The organism is Bacillus sp. FSL M7-1020 (assembly GCF_038050415.1).
GTDB classification, from domain to species: Bacteria; Bacillota; Bacilli; order Bacillales; family Bacillaceae_G; genus Bacillus_A; species Bacillus_A toyonensis.
Window position 1 is genome coordinate 1,450,987 of record NZ_JBBOTW010000001.1, and the last position, 17,183, is coordinate 1,468,169.

17 protein-coding genes are annotated in these 17,183 nt (G+C 34.2%); 9 read left to right on the forward strand and 8 right to left on the reverse strand.

What is annotated here, in order from left to right; translation table 11 throughout:
* Nucleotides 1-17 precede the first annotated feature (17 nt).
* Nucleotides 18-1,841: an asparagine synthase (glutamine-hydrolyzing) gene (gene asnB / locus MHB70_RS07595; protein WP_061530117.1), complete on the reverse strand. Its 1,824-nt coding sequence runs from the start codon at nucleotides 1,839-1,841 to the stop codon at nucleotides 18-20.
* 271 nt (nucleotides 1,842-2,112) lie between these two features.
* Between asnB and MHB70_RS07600 the strand changes: the two genes are divergently transcribed.
* On the forward strand, nucleotides 2,113-2,679 hold the full coding sequence (locus MHB70_RS07600) for a sigma-70 family RNA polymerase sigma factor (RefSeq protein WP_000840025.1): 567 nt from the start codon (nucleotides 2,113-2,115) through the stop codon (nucleotides 2,677-2,679).
* The gene (locus MHB70_RS07605) at nucleotides 2,676-3,821 is read left to right on the forward strand and encodes a DUF4179 domain-containing protein (protein WP_061530116.1); all 1,146 of its coding nucleotides are present in this window, start codon (nucleotides 2,676-2,678) and stop codon (nucleotides 3,819-3,821) included. The genes MHB70_RS07600 and MHB70_RS07605 overlap by 4 nt, the downstream gene beginning before the upstream one ends.
* Before the next feature lie 40 nt (nucleotides 3,822-3,861).
* Here the strand turns inward: MHB70_RS07605 and MHB70_RS07610 are convergent, their stop codons facing one another.
* On the reverse strand, nucleotides 3,862-4,935 hold the full coding sequence (locus tag MHB70_RS07610; protein WP_000825308.1) for a WD40/YVTN/BNR-like repeat-containing protein: 1,074 nt from the start codon (nucleotides 4,933-4,935) through the stop codon (nucleotides 3,862-3,864).
* Between the two features lie 211 nt (nucleotides 4,936-5,146).
* Between MHB70_RS07610 and MHB70_RS07615 the strand changes: the two genes are divergently transcribed.
* Both MHB70_RS07615 and fbpA read left to right on the forward strand, forming a co-directional pair.
* Nucleotides 5,147-6,046, forward strand: a complete 900-nt coding sequence (locus tag MHB70_RS07615) for a cation diffusion facilitator family transporter (protein ID WP_000510056.1) — start codon at nucleotides 5,147-5,149, stop codon at nucleotides 6,044-6,046.
* Nucleotides 6,047-6,239: 193 nt separating this feature from the next.
* Nucleotides 6,240-6,410: a Fur-regulated basic protein FbpA gene (gene fbpA / locus MHB70_RS07620; RefSeq protein ID WP_000098300.1), complete on the forward strand. Its 171-nt coding sequence runs from the start codon at nucleotides 6,240-6,242 to the stop codon at nucleotides 6,408-6,410.
* Nucleotides 6,411-6,462: 52 nt separating this feature from the next.
* Here fbpA and MHB70_RS07625 read toward each other — a convergent pair whose 3' ends face one another.
* Nucleotides 6,463-7,137, reverse strand: coding sequence for a GntR family transcriptional regulator (locus MHB70_RS07625; RefSeq protein WP_001145066.1), 675 nt, complete (start codon nucleotides 7,135-7,137; stop codon nucleotides 6,463-6,465).
* A gap of 16 nt (nucleotides 7,138-7,153) precedes the next feature.
* On the reverse strand, nucleotides 7,154-8,119 hold the full coding sequence (locus tag MHB70_RS07630; protein ID WP_000371442.1) for a DMT family transporter: 966 nt from the start codon (nucleotides 8,117-8,119) through the stop codon (nucleotides 7,154-7,156).
* A gap of 166 nt (nucleotides 8,120-8,285) precedes the next feature.
* Between MHB70_RS07630 and MHB70_RS07635 the strand changes: the two genes are divergently transcribed.
* On the forward strand, nucleotides 8,286-8,597 hold the full coding sequence (locus MHB70_RS07635; protein WP_000879380.1) for a DUF3784 domain-containing protein: 312 nt from the start codon (nucleotides 8,286-8,288) through the stop codon (nucleotides 8,595-8,597).
* 38 nt (nucleotides 8,598-8,635) lie between these two features.
* Here the strand turns inward: MHB70_RS07635 and MHB70_RS07640 are convergent, their stop codons facing one another.
* A complete protein-coding gene (locus tag MHB70_RS07640; protein WP_000757683.1) occupies nucleotides 8,636-9,823 on the reverse strand; it encodes a GTP-binding protein in 1,188 nt (395 codons plus the stop codon).
* A 305-nt stretch (nucleotides 9,824-10,128) separates the two neighbouring features.
* Between MHB70_RS07640 and MHB70_RS07645 the strand changes: the two genes are divergently transcribed.
* Nucleotides 10,129-10,788, forward strand: a complete 660-nt coding sequence (locus MHB70_RS07645; RefSeq protein ID WP_001104663.1) for a class I SAM-dependent methyltransferase — start codon at nucleotides 10,129-10,131, stop codon at nucleotides 10,786-10,788.
* Nucleotides 10,789-11,121: 333 nt separating this feature from the next.
* Entirely contained in the window at nucleotides 11,122-12,525 is a 1,404-nt protein-coding gene (gene nhaC, locus MHB70_RS07650; RefSeq protein ID WP_000843971.1) for a Na+/H+ antiporter NhaC, read from the forward strand.
* 40 nt (nucleotides 12,526-12,565) lie between these two features.
* Here the strand turns inward: nhaC and MHB70_RS07655 are convergent, their stop codons facing one another.
* A complete protein-coding gene (locus tag MHB70_RS07655; RefSeq protein ID WP_000291852.1) occupies nucleotides 12,566-12,946 on the reverse strand; it encodes a MerR family transcriptional regulator in 381 nt (126 codons plus the stop codon).
* A 16-nt stretch (nucleotides 12,947-12,962) separates the two neighbouring features.
* Nucleotides 12,963-13,673, reverse strand: coding sequence for an SDR family NAD(P)-dependent oxidoreductase (locus MHB70_RS07660; protein ID WP_000759568.1), 711 nt, complete (start codon nucleotides 13,671-13,673; stop codon nucleotides 12,963-12,965).
* Nucleotides 13,674-13,864: 191 nt separating this feature from the next.
* Between MHB70_RS07660 and fumC the strand changes: the two genes are divergently transcribed.
* Complete coding sequence (gene fumC, locus MHB70_RS07665; protein ID WP_000456622.1) at nucleotides 13,865-15,253, forward strand: class II fumarate hydratase; 1,389 nt, start codon at nucleotides 13,865-13,867, stop codon at nucleotides 15,251-15,253.
* Between the two features lie 107 nt (nucleotides 15,254-15,360).
* Here fumC and MHB70_RS07670 read toward each other — a convergent pair whose 3' ends face one another.
* Nucleotides 15,361-15,747: a PH domain-containing protein gene (locus MHB70_RS07670; protein WP_050569262.1), complete on the reverse strand. Its 387-nt coding sequence runs from the start codon at nucleotides 15,745-15,747 to the stop codon at nucleotides 15,361-15,363.
* A gap of 668 nt (nucleotides 15,748-16,415) precedes the next feature.
* Here MHB70_RS07670 and MHB70_RS07675 point away from each other — a divergent pair.
* On the forward strand, nucleotides 16,416-17,180 hold the full coding sequence (locus MHB70_RS07675; protein ID WP_000997951.1) for a DUF2087 domain-containing protein: 765 nt from the start codon (nucleotides 16,416-16,418) through the stop codon (nucleotides 17,178-17,180).
* The last annotated feature ends 3 nt before the right edge of the window (nucleotides 17,181-17,183 follow it).

Here is a 17,183-nt window from a genome sequence, read left to right on the forward strand (position 1 = left end):
CCTTGAACTCCTTTTTGTTAAGCAATATGAATATGATACGTTTTCAACCATTCATTTACTTGTAGCATATACTCCATAGCACTCCTCGCTTCAAAAGTGTTAATCTCTTTATTACTTTGATCAGCAATTGAAAGTAGAATGGAATGGTTAATGAGTGAGAAAATAGGATTGTTTTTATTACTACACATATCAAGTGTTAAATTACGAATTGTTTGTAAGTAGTGTGGATCTTGTGAAGTTGGATAAGCGCTTTTTCTTCTATTTCGTATATCGTCAGGTAAAGCTGGTTTTAGTGCTCTACGTAAAATGCCTTTTTCAATATTATCAATACTTTTTATGTTGAAAGGAACGTTCCATAAATATTCAACTAATCTATAATCGCAAAACGGTACACGAACTTCAAATCCTACAGCCATGCTCATACGGTCTTTACGATCAAGTAAGAACGGGAGAAATCTCGTTAAAAATAAATAAAACATTTGGCGTTGTTTCGCGGATTTTTTACTTTCCCCTTCAAGAGTAGGTACTTCAAGAACAGCTTCATGGAATCGTGTATGAATATAATGCTCAGGATTACATTGCTTTGATACGTCGTTTAATAATAGAGAAGATGTGTTTTTCCAGTTTGTTAACCATGGAAACTTATCTACATATAATAGTTCTTCTTGATGAAACCAAGGATACCCACCGAATACTTCATCGGCAGATTCCCCGGATAAAGCTACAGTTGCATCTTTTTTCATTTCGCAAAATAGTAAATATAGTGAAGTTTCCATTTCGCCTGCACTTGGTAAGTCTTTCGCATGAAGGGGAACGAATAAGTGATTTGCTAATTCTTCAGCATTCACAATAATGTCATGATGCGACGTCCCTACATGTTCAGAAACACGTTTTACCCAAGGAGCATCTAGACCAGTTCGAGCAAATGTCAGTTCGAAATCTTTCGCGCTATTTAAAAAGTCGATTGAATATGTGTGAAGTGTTTTGTGTTCCTCTGCAAATTCTTTCCCCGCAAGTGCAGTAATACCACTAGAATCTAATCCGCCTGATAACATACAAACGAGTGGAACATCGGCAATTAATTGTCTTTTTACTGTATCTTGTAAAATAGATAAAATATGAGAAGATGTATCTTCTATAGAGTCTGTATGGATCTTACTTTCTAAGTTCCAATACTTCATAACTACTTTTTTATCACGTGTAAATGTTATAGAATGTCCAGCACGTACTTCTTGAATATGCTTAAACACACCACATCCTGGAGTTCGAAATAACCCTAATCCAAATATTTCATTTATTCCATCCGCATCAATTTCAGCAGGGACAGATGGATGCGCTAATAATGCTTTAATTTCAGAACCGAAAATAATACTGTCATTTCTTTCTGTATAAAAAAGTGGTTTTACACCTAAATGATCGCGTGCTAAAAATAATTGTTGTTTCTGATCATCCCATAAGGCGAAAGCGAAAATTCCATTTAAATGTTGTACGCAGTCTTCTTTCCATTCTAAATAAGCATGTAGTAACACTTCTGTATCTGAATGAGTTTCAAATGCATGTCCACATTTTTGAAGTTGCTCTCTCAGCTCACGGAAATTATAAATTTCTCCATTATAAGTAAGAGCATACGTATAATCACCAGCACGGAATGTTTTTGGTTGTGTCCCGCCTTCTGGATCAATTACAATTAATCGCCGGTGTGCAAAAGCCGCTCTAGGTGAAAACCAAAATCCTTCAGCATCCGGACCACGATGCTCAATGCTATTCGCCATCTTTTCTAAAACAACATGTTCATTGGAAAGGTCCTTCTTCCAATCTACCCAGCCTGTAATTCCACACATACACATCTCATCTCCTAATTTAAAATAATTAAAAGTAGATTAACAAAATAAAATGTACACTAAGTTAAAGAACGACTACATAAATAGTGTACTACATGAATTAAACTGTAGACTTGAGAAAATTTTCTTCAAATGCAAAGTTATATGAGACAATGGCTGAGGAAAAGTATTCCATTACATAAAAAAATAATAAAAAAGATGAGAGAAAACATTTTTCAGGACGTTATATAGGGTGTAAAAGCTTTTACAAAAAAATAAGGGGAATCGCTACATGAAATCAAATGAGAAAAATTTTATAAAAAGATTACAGCGGCAAAAAGAAGATGCCTTAGAATTTGTTGTTGATACATACTTACCACTCATAAAGGGGATCACGCATAAAGTTCTTCTTCCAGTTCAAAATGATGGATTGATGGAGGAATGCATAAATGATATATTTCTTTCCATTTGGAATAACGCAAATAAATTTCATGGAGAGCCGAGTGACTTTAAAAAATGGATTGCGGCAATTGCAAAGTTTAAAGCAATTGATTATTACCGAAAAGCGAATAAAAAAGTAGAAATCATTTCAGATGAGTTTCATATTAGTACCAAAAAATCGGCAGAAGACGAATTAATCGTTATGGAAGATAGGGAAGAATTATTGAATCTTATTAATCAATTGGAACCGTTAGATCAAAAAGTATTCATTATGAAATATCTTCTCGGTATGAAGACAGAAGAAATAGGAGACAAGTTAGGGTTAACTCGGGCAGCGATCGATAATCGCGTGTACCGTGGGAAAAAGAAACTACAACAAAATGCTACGAATATTAGTTTTGGAGGTAGTGCAATATGAAAGATATTTATGAACTATTAAATGATATTGATATAGATGAAAAAGAACTTGAGGAAATTGGGACTTCTGAAATTGAAAAAGAAAAAGTGAAGCGTAACTTAAAACAGTCGATACGTACGAAGAAAAAGATGAAAAGTTGGAAAAAAGGTGTTGCTGCAGCATCTATTTTAGTCGGCGTATCGGTTGCCATGCTTGGCATCGGATTTCCTACATACGCTGGAGGACTACCAATAGTAGGGGACATATTCCGATTTTTAGATAATGGTAGAACAGGGTTATATGAAAATTATAAAGCTGACGTAGAGAAGACGGCGGAGCTTCATAATAATTATAAACAATACGCTATAGTACTAAATATGATAAAAGAAAGCAATGGAATTAAGATAACGGTAAATGATGCGATTTTCGATGGGAAGACAGTATCAATAAACTACTCTATAGAAAGTAACAGAAATTTAGGCAAAAATCCAAGTACATTGGATTTTTTAACTATTAAAGGAGCAGGTGCCCAATCAGGAAGCAATGAAATTACTAAAGTCGCTGATAGAAAATATACAGGTTTAATAAAAACAAGCAGCGATCTAGTTAGTAGTAAAGAAACTACAGTGAACATTGAATGGAGTATAAAAAGTATAGACATTTTAGAAACAGAAGAAACGATAAAAGGGGATTGGAATTTTAATATTAATCTAAGAGGAATAGAAAATAAGGAGCAATTGATTAGAGGTAGTACAGAAAAAGATGGTGTAAAAGTAAATATGGAGAGAATGGAAATAACACCAATGTCGTTTATTTTATACTACAATCAAGAAGTATCTCAAGAAATAAGGGGTGTATGGGATGGAGTGGATATCGATTTAGAAGTGAGGGATGATTTAGGTAATCAGTATTCTGGGGAAGGAAATGGAGGCTCAGGTGAGAATTCTTATAATTTTAATTGGAGTAAAACATTCCAACAACTCAATGAGAATGCAACCAAGCTAATAATAACGCCTCACGTTAATTTAAGAATTCACACTCCTGAAAATTATGGTTCGGTAACAATAGTTGGAGGACAAGTAAAGGAGAGTTTCGTGTCTCGAAAACTGGGAGGCAATAAGGGTATTGTGTTAGATGATATTGTAATTGATTTAAAGAAATAAAAGAGAGACTGCCTAAAAACATTAGGCAGTCTCTTTTTCGTTAAAAACTAGTTATGAGTAAAGCATGCGGATGCTGCGTTTTATACTCATCTTTCCACGGAATGTTTAGTTGTTCCCACGATTCGCCGCTATCATTGGATTGAAAGACGCCATTGTTATTTAAAGTGTAAAACGTATGTGGTTCTGCTGGATTTGTCGCAAACATCGAAATGACTGTACCGATTGCAGACGGTAGTCCTTGCTGTACTTGCTCAAAAGGAGTATCTTTCGTTTTTCGATATATATAAGATTCATAAGGAATACGGTGATGAGCGAGATCGGCACTTGGCGCAGCAGAAACGAGAACAGTATCGCAATCAGCTGGATCGATAGCCATGCTGTATAAATAATGATGCTCAAGTCCTTCACTACATGAGATCCAGCTGTTTCCACTGTTATAACTTTCAAGATAGGCACGATCAGGTCCGCCCATAAATCCGTCACCACATGATGCATAAAGGCGATTGGGGGCTTCGGGGTGCATGAGTAATTGATGGGCGTCGATAGGAGCACCGAATTTTTTATCAATCCATGTATGCCCTTTATCGTTACTTTGAATAACAGCACCAGCTTCGATTGAAACGTGAATTGTATTTGGATTGTTTGGATCAACTGTGATCCAGCGTACGTGATGGGTAAAAGGTCTAGGCGGGAAAGCCCACGTATAAGAAGATAATAATGATTTCATATTTTTAAGTTCCGTCCACGTTTCACCACCGTTTTCTGAACGGAATAAAGCGCTCGGTTCAGTCCCTACATAAACGACTCCATATTCGTTAACTTGTTCATTAGGGCTTATCGTTATAGAAGTGATAGAGGAGTGTAAAATACCATCTTCTTTAGGGAAATCAAAGTAGCGATAGGAATCCCCAATTGGTCTCCACGAATCTCCGCCATCGTCGCTTAACCATAAACCTCGTCCAAATGTTCCGCAATATATACGATTTTGTTGGAACGGATCAACGGCAATACAGGTAGGTTGCATATTTTGCAAGTGACAAGTCGTTTCGTAGTTACCATCTTGTTCTTTCACTACAACAAGTTCACGCTCCATACAGAGAAATAAACGTTTCATTTTCGTAACCTCCTTAAAATTTCTTTCAATAGTAAACAATATGAAAATAAAAAAGAAGTAGTCTTGTTTTTATTTGAGAAAAAGGGATTGTTTAAAAAGTAGCGAAGTGTGTATACAGAGGAAGCGGGGTTTACGGGCGGTCAATTCGGGATAAAGATGGGGAGTTTGTTTCATACTAACATACAGGTATGGCACTTAAAGGAGTATAAGTATGGGACATTCACATGATCACGGGCATTCTAAAAATAAAAAGGCGTTACTACTTGCATTCTTACTAACAACAAGCTTTATGGTTGCTGAAGTTATTGGCGGATTTGTAACAAATAGTTTAGCACTATTATCTGACGCGGGGCATATGTTAAGTGATGCAGTATCCTTGGCTTTAAGTTTACTTGCGTTTAAGCTTGGAGAAAAAGTAGCGACGACTGCAAAAACATACGGGTATAAGCGCGTCGAAATGTTAGCGGCATTATGTAACGGTGTCGTTCTTATCGTCATTTCTATATACATTTTTATTGAAGCAATTCGTCGTTTTAAAGAACCAGTTGAGATTGCTAGTAATGGGATGCTCATTATTGCTGTACTTGGTTTGCTTATTAATATTTTATCAGCTTGGATATTAATGAGAGGCGGAGATGTGAAAGGTAATTTGAACTTAAGAAGTGCTTTCTTACACGTACTAGGTGATCTATTAGGGTCAGTTGGAGCGATTATTGCTGCGTTACTTATTAAATTTTTCGGATGGAATGTTGCAGACGCAATTGCTAGTATTCTTGTGTCTATTTTAGTCGTTATTAGTGGGTGGCGTGTAACACGTGATACAGTCCATATATTAATGGAAGGTGCACCGCAGCACATAGATATGGATGAGGTGAAAAATACATTATTAACGATTGCGATTGTAAAAGAAGTTCATGATTTGCACATATGGTCTGTCACATCGGATTTTCAAGTATTAACTTGCCACCTAATTATAAAAGGTAATGAAACGCAAAGTGTATTAAAAGAGGCTACGGATGTATTAAAGGAGAAGTTTCATGTAGAACATGTCACCATCCAAGTAGAAATGGAAGGTGAGTTTTATCATAGCGAGACAACTTGCAAAGTATGAAAGAAAAAGGATCAGAAAAAGTGTCATAACATTTTTCGCAGGGCATACATATATATAATGTGGCCACAAATACTTTGTAAGGTAAATATTTCATAAGATTACTTTACTTATTAAGAATCATCTTTTATAATCAAAAGTGGTAATTGATAAAGATTATCATTTTCAATGATCGTAGAAAGGAGTTTTTTAAAAGATGAGTAGTCAACTCCGTTTTGCTGTTGAAAATCGTAAGAGGCATTTAATTGATGAGTTAATTGGAGCAGGGGTGTTTAAGATTCGCGACAGACAATTATACGAGCTATCTTTAGAGGAATTGGAAAAAGAGTACGAAGATATTGAAGATTACGCGAATATTCAGGCATAGCATATAGATTAGTAAAGAGGGAGCTGGTTACACTTTTGTGTAACCAGCTTTTTTATTCTTTCATAGAAATCATTTTTTGTATTTCTTTCATGGGACGGAGCCAGTTTTGAGCCATCATTTGTTCCATTTGTTTTTCGTCCTGCTTTTGAAGTGCTTGAATGATAGAGTGATGTTCTTTAATAGATTGACTTGCAGGCACAAAGTTTTGGAAAAACAAATATTCAAGTCGTAAAACGTGAAGCTGCATATTTTCTAGAAAAGGTTCAATATATCGGTTTTTAGCAATAGAAGTAATTGTATTGTGAAATTGTATATCTAGTTTTAAAGCTTTTTTTGAATCTTTTTCATGTATAGATTGTTGAAAAGTATCATTTATCTCGGAAAGTAGTTTAATATCAGCATCTGTAACTTTTTGAAGTGCTTGTTTTCCTATAATTGAGTGAAGACCGGCCAGCGTCTCATAAATGATAGATACGTCTTCTAATTTAATAGGAGCAATTTTCGTTTTTTGACCGGGAATCATTTCTACTAGCCCAGAAAGCTCTAAAATTTGTAAAGCTTCTCTAACTGGTGTTCTGCTTACACCTAGTGCTTCCGCCAATTCCCCATCATTAATTTTTTCATCTGGTTGTAATACACCTTCTATAATCCAATCTTGTAGTTGGGTTAAAACGAGTGACTTTGCGGAAACTCTTCCAGGTTTTTTATAATTTTGAGGGACAGGCATAAATAATTCAATCCTTTCATTGTATGTTTTGTTTTTTTCTACTCATAAGTTTTAGCTTCGGTTTTCCTTCATCCGGCTTTTGGCTTAATATAAGCACCATTACAATGACACAAAAAGCACCTAATAACTGAAAAGATTGAAACGGTACGTGCAAAATAAGTACGGAAGAAATAATAGCTGCGAGCGGCTCTGTACAACCAAATAACGTTGTTTCTTTCGGCGTAAGGTATCTTATACTATCTAAGTACAAATAAAATGCTATGAGTGTCCCGAAAATGACTACAAATGTAATGAGCGGGAGGGTACTTAGTTTTACATACTTTATAGTGGATAATAAAATGAATTCGTTTGTGGAAACAAAGTGTAAAATCGTTACACCAATACCCCCAATAATCATACCCCAGCCAACGATAACAGATGAAGACCACTTTTCTAACAATTTTTTTGAATACAAACTATAAAATGCAAGAGATAGTCCAGATAAAATGCCCCAAATGATAGCTGGTGTAGATACAGCTAAGTTATGCATAGACCCGTTTGTTAATAAGAGAAAAGTCCCTACTAATGAGAGTGTAATTGAAATATAATCAATTTTTGATGGACGAACGTTCCATTTGAAAAGTAAGTATACAGTGATAAATATAGGGGCTAAATATTGTAACAAAGTTGCAACAGCAGCGTTTCCTTCTTTAATAGAGGCGAAGTACGTATACTGTACAGCAAGCATGCCGAAAAGACCGAACAAAATCATTTTACTAGCGTCGGATTTTTGCTTCCAGATGGCAAAAATCTCTTTTTTTCTCGTTCCGAATGATGAAATAATGAGTAGAATAACCCCAGATATAAGCAAACGGATCGTAACTAACCATTCGGTTGAAACATTTTCATATTGAAAAAGTTGTTGCGCAGCTGTTCCGGACAAGCCCCATAAACAAGCACCGATTATGACCATTATAATTCCTTTTAATCGATTTGGATCCATAAGACATATAATCCTCCTTCCAAAAATATATATTGGATACAATATGCAATATATCACAAAAAAGAGCATCAATAAACTGAAACTTCTAATTAGATGAAAAGTTATTAATAATGGAGACGAATTTTTTTTGTACGTGGTAAAATATTGTAGAGAGGGTGGTATTGAAATGCTAGCAGGATTTTTGGTTTGTTTATTTGTTGGATTACTTATCATTTTTTTAGGGTATCAAATACATGTGAAAAAGAGATTGTTTTTGCTGGCAGGATATCAAGAAGAAACGTTTGTTGGAGATAAAAATAAATTAGCGAAGCTTTCAGGAGTATTTTCCTATATAGTCGGAGTTGCTACTATACTATTACCGTTTGGCTTAGAAAAAATAGGTGATGTAGTTGGTGTCGTATATGCTACCTTAATTGTTTTCGGTACAATGGTGTTTCTTATGAAAGCAAATATGTTAAATAAGAGTACTACAAAGTGAAAAAAGGCTCCATGCTACGGAAGCCTTTTTTCACTTTGTTATGAAGTATAAGTAAAAGCTGGAATAGGATCAACAAAGTTATTCCAATCTTGTTTCATTTCTTTTTCTGTTAATAGACAACTATCTAATGATTGTTCAATTAAAGAACGATCCATGTCAATTCCGATAAATACGAGTTCAGTTATTCGATCTCCATATTGTTCATCCCAGTTTTTCAATACTTCTGGTTCTTCTGTAATGATTTGATTTTTTTCCGCCTCAGGTAATGCCGCTATCCATTCACCAGCACCTTGAATTGTAATAGAGGAACCAGCTTGTGATAGAAGCCCTATCATAGTATTACGAGAGGCGAGCCAGAAAAATCCTTTCGCTCTTACAACATCTAATGGCCATTTTTCTAGCCAATTCATAAAGCGTTCAGGATGAAAAGGATATTTACGACGGTACACAAAGGAATGAATACCGTATTCTTCCGTTTCAGGTGTATGATGGTCACTATTTAATTCTTGCATCCAGCCAGCCGATTGACTGGCCTCTTCATAATTAAATAAATTTGTGTTTAAAACTTCTTGCAATGGTACTTTGCTAAATGAAGATTCAATAACCTTGGCGCTAGGATTTAATTTCTTTAGTAAATGATGGAGTTCTATCACATCTTCTTTTTCTAGTAGGTCTATCTTATTAAGAATAATTACATTTGCAAACTCAATTTGATCTATTAATAAATCAATAACTTCCCGAGTATCAGTTTCATCGATTGCCTGTTTTCGGTCTAGCAAACTTTCTCCATCTGCAAAATCATCCCAAAATCTATGTGCATCTACAACTGTAACCATCGTATCGAGGTGACAATTTTTCGTTAAATCAATGTTAAGAACTTCATCTGTATAAGTAAAGGTTTGGGCAACTGGAATAGGCTCACTTATACCAGAAGATTCAATAACTATATAGTCAATATCACCATTTTCAACAAGACGATTCACTTCTATCATTAAATCTTCTCGTAGTGTACAACAAATACAACCATTTTGAATTTCTACTAGTTTTTCCTCTGTGCGTGAAAAACCACCTTTTTTTATAAGGGACGCATCAATGTTTACTTCGCTCATATCATTAACGATAACAGCTACTTTTAAGTTGTTCTTATTAGTCAAAATGTGATGTAGTAAGGTAGTTTTTCCAGATCCTAAAAAACCACTTAATACAGTGATAGGTACTTTTTTCATGAAATAATCTCTCCTTCAAATCGTAATCATTACGTTTTATAATAAATGATGGGAAAGGAAAAATCAATAATAAATCATAATGATTACGATTTAAGGTTGGGATATACCATAAAAATTGTGCTGTATTAGGAATCATTTTGACAATCATCCGGCTTAAAGTGAAGGCGAGACAATGAATCTTTAATTGAATTTCAAAAGAATAAATTCTGCATATTTTTATGAAATATAATCATAATCGCAATGAAAAAAAAATAAAGATAAGAGTAATTTGGTTTGTTAAAAATATGTGTATAAGGAGATATGCAATGAACTGGGTTACTCATAAACCATCGTTTGACTTTGAAAAATTTAGTCCTATTATTCGGTCACAATCTGCGTGGAGTGGGCATTTAAATTTCGCATATGACTTAGTACGATTTGAAAAACCAGCAACTTTAGTTGAGTTAGGTACACATCTAGGTGCTTCCTTCTTCAGTTTTTGTCAGGGAGTAAAAGATGGTGGGTTAACTACAAAATGTTTTGCTGTAGATACCTGGGCTGGAGATGGGCATACAGGTCCATATGGAGAAGGGGTTTTTCAAATAGTAGAAAAAGTTGTGAGCGCTAACTACCTTAATATAGGAAAATTAATTCGGTCTACTTTTGATGATGCTATAGATCAGTTTCAAGATGAAACGATAAATCTTTTGCATATTGATGGCTATCATACGTATGAAGCTGTTTCTCATGATTATAAAACGTGGTTACCTAAAGTTTCCAAAAACGGTATTGTATTATTTCATGATATTGAAGTGAGAAGTGGTGATTTTGGCGTGTATAAGTTTTGGGATGAGATCAAGGCGAAGCACCCTCATTTTCAGTTTGGACATTCATACGGACTCGGAGTATTATTTCCAAAAGGGTGTAGTGATAAGTTTTCGGAGATACTTAAAAATAAAGAAGAAATACAAAATTTGTATAAATAAAAGTGGAGCATGCATCATTTTAATGATGTGTGCTTTTTTTGGGGAGAAAAATGGTAGTCCTTAAAAGGTGAAGATAATAGTAAAAAATCTTATTGTGGCAAATATTAAAAAAGTTATTCTTAGATTATTCTATCTAAATAAAAATGTAACATTTTTTATATTTTCCATTGCGAAAAGTAACATCTACTTTTACAATAGAAAAGGTGTCCAATATATTATACTGGAAAAATAAATCGAAATAATATGAAAATTTTGTTTTGTCTTCGCTAATTGTATACTACATACATGTAAGACGACATACATCATGTTATCGACTTGTAAGGAGAGAAAAAAATGAAAAGTGTAAGATTACCATCGATACCAGAAATTATCGTTCTTTTAATGCTATTTCTTGCTGTCGTCTTTTCCTTCCAAACGATTTTTGATCTCCCAATTCAATTAGCGCTGTTTATTTCATGGTTTTTAGTTATTGCGCTTGGATTAAGGTTAGGATTTCGTTATCAAGAATTGCAAGATGCAATTACAAAAGGAATTTCTAATGGATTAGAAGCTATTCTTATTTTAGTTGCAGTAGGGGCTTTAATTGGAACATGGATTGCTGGTGGGGTTGTACCAACATTAATTTATTATGGATTAGAATTTATCCACCCAAGCATATTCTTACTGGCAACTTTAATTATTTGTTCTATAACTTCTATTGCGACCGGAACATCATGGGGAACAGTTGGAACAGCTGGTATAGCTATGATGGCGATTGGTGAAGGGCTTGGATTACCACTGCCGCTTGTTGCTGGTGCAGTTCTTTCGGGAGCTTATTTCGGAGATAAATTATCACCACTTTCTGATAGTACAGTTCTTGCAGCTTCTATGGCCAAAGTAGATGTTATTGCTCACGTTCGAGCTATGCTTGTATTAGACGTTCCAGCGTATATTATTACTAGTATTATGTTTACTGTAGCTGGCTGGATGTACGGCGGGGATAATGTAGATTTGAACCGAGTAGAGTTTTTAAAAGAAGCTTTATTAAAGCAATTTGATATTAAAATATGGATGCTTGTTCCAGCGGTCATTGTTATCGTTCTATTAGCAATGAAGAAACCGTCGATGCCAACAATTGCAATGGGAGCTTTAATCGGTGCAATTTGGGCAACTCTTTTCCAAGGGATGAACTTTGGGGAGGCAATTGGAACAGCTTATAATGGATTCTCAATTCAATCTGGTGTTGAGTTTGTCGATAAGTTATTAAACCGTGGTGGAATTAACGGTATGCTTGGCTCAGTAGCCGTTATTATATTTGGCTTAGGTTTTGGTGGATTACTTGAAAAGCTAGGTGTTCTTAAAGTAATCGTATCGAAATTTGAGAAGAAATTAAATTCTGCAGGTAATGTAACGTTGTCTACATTAATCGTTGCATTTTTAGCGAACGTATTTGGTTGTGCGATGTACGTATCACTTATTTTAACGCCGAAAATTATGGAAGATAGCTATGATAAACTAAAAATAGACCGTCGTGTATTAGCACGTAACTCAGAAGTAGGTGGAACGTTAACTTCAGGTATGGTTCCATGGTCGGATAATGGTATTTTTATGGCTGGTATTTTAGGGGTAGCAACGTTATCATATATTCCATTTATGTGGTTAAGTTTTGTATCGTTAATTTTAGCAGTTATTTACGGATATACAGGCAAGTTCATTTGGTATGTAGATGATGCGGATAAAGGAAAGCAAGCATCATAAATGAAAAATCACCTTCTACACATTGTAGAAGGTGATTTTTTTATTTTGTATTTTGAGCTATTGAGGTTATTTCATGCTCATATTTAGTGATTTTTTGTTGTATCTTTTTTAAGTTCTTTTCAGTATCTTGAATGTGCTGTAAAACATTTATCTTTTGTTGTTTCATTAATTCTAATCGTTGAAGGATAGTAGATTCTCCATCCATGGACCAGTCAATAAATTGTTTTATTTTTTGAATAGGCATACCAGTTTCTTTTAAACATAAAATCATCTCTAAATATTTGAGTGCTTCTTCGTTAAAAACTCGATCTCCTTTTTCATTTCTTTGAAGAAAAGGGAACAGTCCTTGTCGATCGTAATAATGTATTTGAGAAATAGTTAAGTGGTGCATTTTGGCGACTTGACCAATTGTATAATACATGCGATTCATCCTCTTGTTACCAGGGTATAATTCCGTTTTTATTTAATATTTTACCATTATAGTTTGTTGCACTTAATGCATATTTAATAATAATCTTAGCACTTTCATTGGTTGTATGGCCACCAGGTGCATTTCCATTAAGGTCGGTAGTTGTAAAACCAGGTGTTACCCCGAAAACTGCTGGACCGTTAGTACCAAATTCTTTGCTAAAAGCTAATGTTAAAGCGTTAATAGCTGTTTTTGAAGAATTATATCCTAAAGCATTAATTGGATGTGTTTCACCATTAGCGAACATTGTTTGTGAAGCCATGTCAGTTGTTACATTTATTATTTTGCTGTTGTTTGACTTCTTTAATGATGGTAAAAAGGCTTGCATCATTTGGAAAGTTCCAAAAAAGTTAATTTCAAATCCTTGACGTAAAGTTTCAATATTTAATTTGCTAGGTAGCGTATTGAAGTCTAGTGCTATACCTGCGTTATTGATTAGTAAATCTAAGTGATCAGTCGTTTCATACATTTTTTTCATTGCTTTTTGAATGGATTGTGAATTTGAAATATCTACTTGAACATAAGAAACGTTGGAAATATTTAAAGATTTCACAGCTTCTTGACCAAGTTGTTCATTGCGAGCACCTAAAAATACGTGATAGCCTTTCTCTGCTAATTGGCGAACGAGTTCATATCCAATTCCTTTATTTGCACCTGTTACAAAAGCGTATTTTTTCATATTGAATTCCTCCAGTATCTTTTTAGTAGGTCACAATGGAAAGGATACAGCCTAAACTTAAGTTTAGGTCAAGAGGAATTTTAAAAAATAAATATCAAATATTTATATATACGAGTGAGAATCCTTATCATTTGAAGGGAAGTCTGTTAATATAAGAAATGTAGGTATTAAATTTTCAAGGGGATGAAAAAATGGAGTACAGAATTGAAAGAGACACATTAGGAGAAATAAAAGTTCCGGCTGATAAATTATGGGCAGCGCAAACACAAAGAAGTAAAGAGAACTTCCCAATTGGAACAGAGCAAATGCCGCTTGAAATTGTAAAAGCATTTGCGATTTTAAAGAAAAGTGCGGCCCTTAGCAATCAAAAACTAGGGAAGTTATCAGAAGAGAAAGCAAAAGCAATTGTGGAAGCTGCTGATGAAGTGATTGAAGGGAAATGGAATGAGCATTTTCCACTTGTCGTATGGCAAACGGGTAGTGGTACACAATCTAACATGAATGTGAATGAAGTAATTGCAAACCGCGGGAATCAAATTTTGAAAGAAAAGGGATCTGACGTACATATTCATCCGAATGATGATGTGAACATGTCTCAAAGTTCAAACGATACATTTCCAACAGCGCTTCATGTAGCATGTGTAATTGCGGTAGAAAATCACGTATTACCAGCAATTACGAAGTTAAAAGAAACTTTAGCAGAGAAAGCAACTGCATTTGAACATATTATAAAAATCGGTCGTACACATTTACAAGATGCAACACCGTTAACTTTGGGACAAGAAATTAGTGGATGGCACCGTATGCTTGAAAAAACTGAGCGTATGATTGCTGAGAGCAATACATATATGAAAGAGTTAGCAATTGGTGGTACTGCAGTTGGAACGGGTATTAATGCTCATCCTAAATTTGGTGATATGGTATCTGAGGAAATTAGCCAATTTACAGGTAAGAACTTTATTTCTGCACCAAATAAGTTCCATGCATTAACGAGCCATGATGAAGTTGTATATACTCATGGTGCATTAAAGGCATTAGCGGCTGATTTAATGAAGATTGCTAACGATGTACGTTGGCTTGCAAGTGGTCCACGTAGTGGTCTTGGAGAAATTATTATTCCAGCAAATGAGCCAGGAAGCTCGATTATGCCAGGTAAAGTAAACCCAACACAAAGTGAGGCGTTAACAATGGTTGTGGCGCAAGTGATGGGAAATGATACAACAATCGGATTTGCTGCGAGCCAAGGGAATTTTGAGTTAAACGTATTTAAACCAGTTATTGCTTATAACTTCTTACAATCAGCGCACTTATTAGCGGATGCAATTGTTTCGTTTAATGATAATTGTGCAGTTGGTATTGAAGCGGATGAAGAAGTAATTAACGAAAACGTGAATCGTTCATTAATGCTTGTTACAGCATTAAACCCTCATATTGGGTATGAAAATGCAGCGAAAATTGCAAAACATGCTCATAAAGATGGTTTAACTTTAAAAGAGGCAGCATTGCAATCGGGATTATTAACAGAAGAGCAATTTGACGAAATTGTAGATCCGAAAAAAATGATCGCTCCAAAAGAATAATAGAAGAAGCCCAGATTCGAAATTTCGAATCTGGGCTTCTTTCTCACATATAAATTTTAATCCCTTTTTATGTTTTCTTCAACTGCACAACTGTAAGTTCTGAAATATTATTTGGTAGTGGTCGAATGGATTACTTTTATATGTGGGCAGTTCTCTTTTAAGAGTGAAATGAATTTTTCTTCGTCTTGTGGTACGAAAGTTTTCACGGAATCAAATAAATTGTAATCAATTTCTAATTGCTGTCGAGTCCATTTTTCTGAACGGAGTTTTTTTCCAGAGTATTTAATGTGACGAATGTCTTCAAATGGAATTTCAGTGCGCAGTATGAACCCGTGTTTTACAACAATTGATGATTTCGTTATATTATAGTGTGAAAAATAGAATGAAGAAAGATTCACGATATTTAACAGCATCATAAGAGTAAAAAAAATAGAATTTTCATTTTGGAAGAATAGTGAAATGAAAAAAATAATTATAAATAATATAATGAAAATGACGTGAAATGGATTTTTTTTGCTTTAAATTTCAAGTAAGTCACCTCGATAAAAGTGTTCTTTAAATAAATTAAATCACAATATCTTAATGAATCGCAAAAATATGCAAGATTGCATATTTTTGGGGTTTGTTATTCGTGTAAAATTTTTTGATAGGATAAATGTAAATAAAGTTTTTTTATAGTGGAGTGGCATGAAGTGGCTTATAAGAATAGAAATGTAGCGCTAGTCATATTTAGTTGTATAATGATTATGAGTGGCTGTTCAAATAAAATGGTTGAGGATGGAAACCGAAAACATGTATTTATAGAGACAAGTAAAGTTTTAGTAGAGGTTGTTTACAAAAAATATAAAAGATGAAAGGGTGCTTCCATAAAAGGAAGCGCCTTTTTTGTAGTTAAAATGGAATATTTGATAGGGGGTAAATAGAGGGTTTGTTTCATTTCGGATATCACTTTAATTAAGTTATTACAGTTTCTCCATGGAATAATAATTTCATTATAGTTAGCGGTTATTTGAGAAATTTATAGATGATTTTATAAAAGTTTGCAAAATAGGTAAACGAAACATTGAAATATCTGATTTCTGTATGTTAAGATGATGAAGTGATAATAAACGTAATTGTAATTTGTTTGTTTTTAAATAAACATTTTGAAGGAGTGTTTAGTGTGAACGATATTTCAGAGAAGTTTTGGGATGCGTCGGTAGAGGAATTGAAAAAAGGGTATGTGTTTGATGAGGAAGCAGAGGAGTATATTTGTTTAGCATGTGGAGAAGCGTTTATTAAAGGAGTTATTTATCAACATAATCAAGTTTTGTATGAAGCAGAGAAGTTTGTCCAATTGCATATGCATAGTGAGCATACGTCTATGTTTGATTATTTATTAAATCTTGATAAGAAGTTTACTGGTTTAACCGATTTACAAAAGAAGATGGTTCAGTTTTTCCATATGGGACTGAATGATAAAGAAATTGTAAAAGAGATGGACGGCGGTAGCACATCGACGATTCGTAATCATCGTTTTACATTGCGAGAGAAGATGAAGCAAGCAAAAGTATTTTTAGCGTTAATGGAATTATCAGAAGAAAAATCGAAGGTACAAACGAAATTTGTACCAATTCATAGAACAGCAACGATGGTGGATGATCGATATAATATTACGGAAGAAGAAAATGATGAAGTATTAAAAACTCATTTTATAGATGGATTAGATGGGCCGCTTTCTAAATTTCCGAAGAAGCAAAAGCGTAAATTAATTATATTACGTCACTTAGTGAAAAAGTTTGATAGTAATCAAAAGTATTCCGAAAAAGAAGTGAATACAATTTTAGAAAATGTATATCCAGATTTCGTGACTTTAAGAAGATATTTAATTGAATATGGATTTTTAGATAGAACAGTAGATGGAAGTCAATATTGGGTGAAGTTATAATAA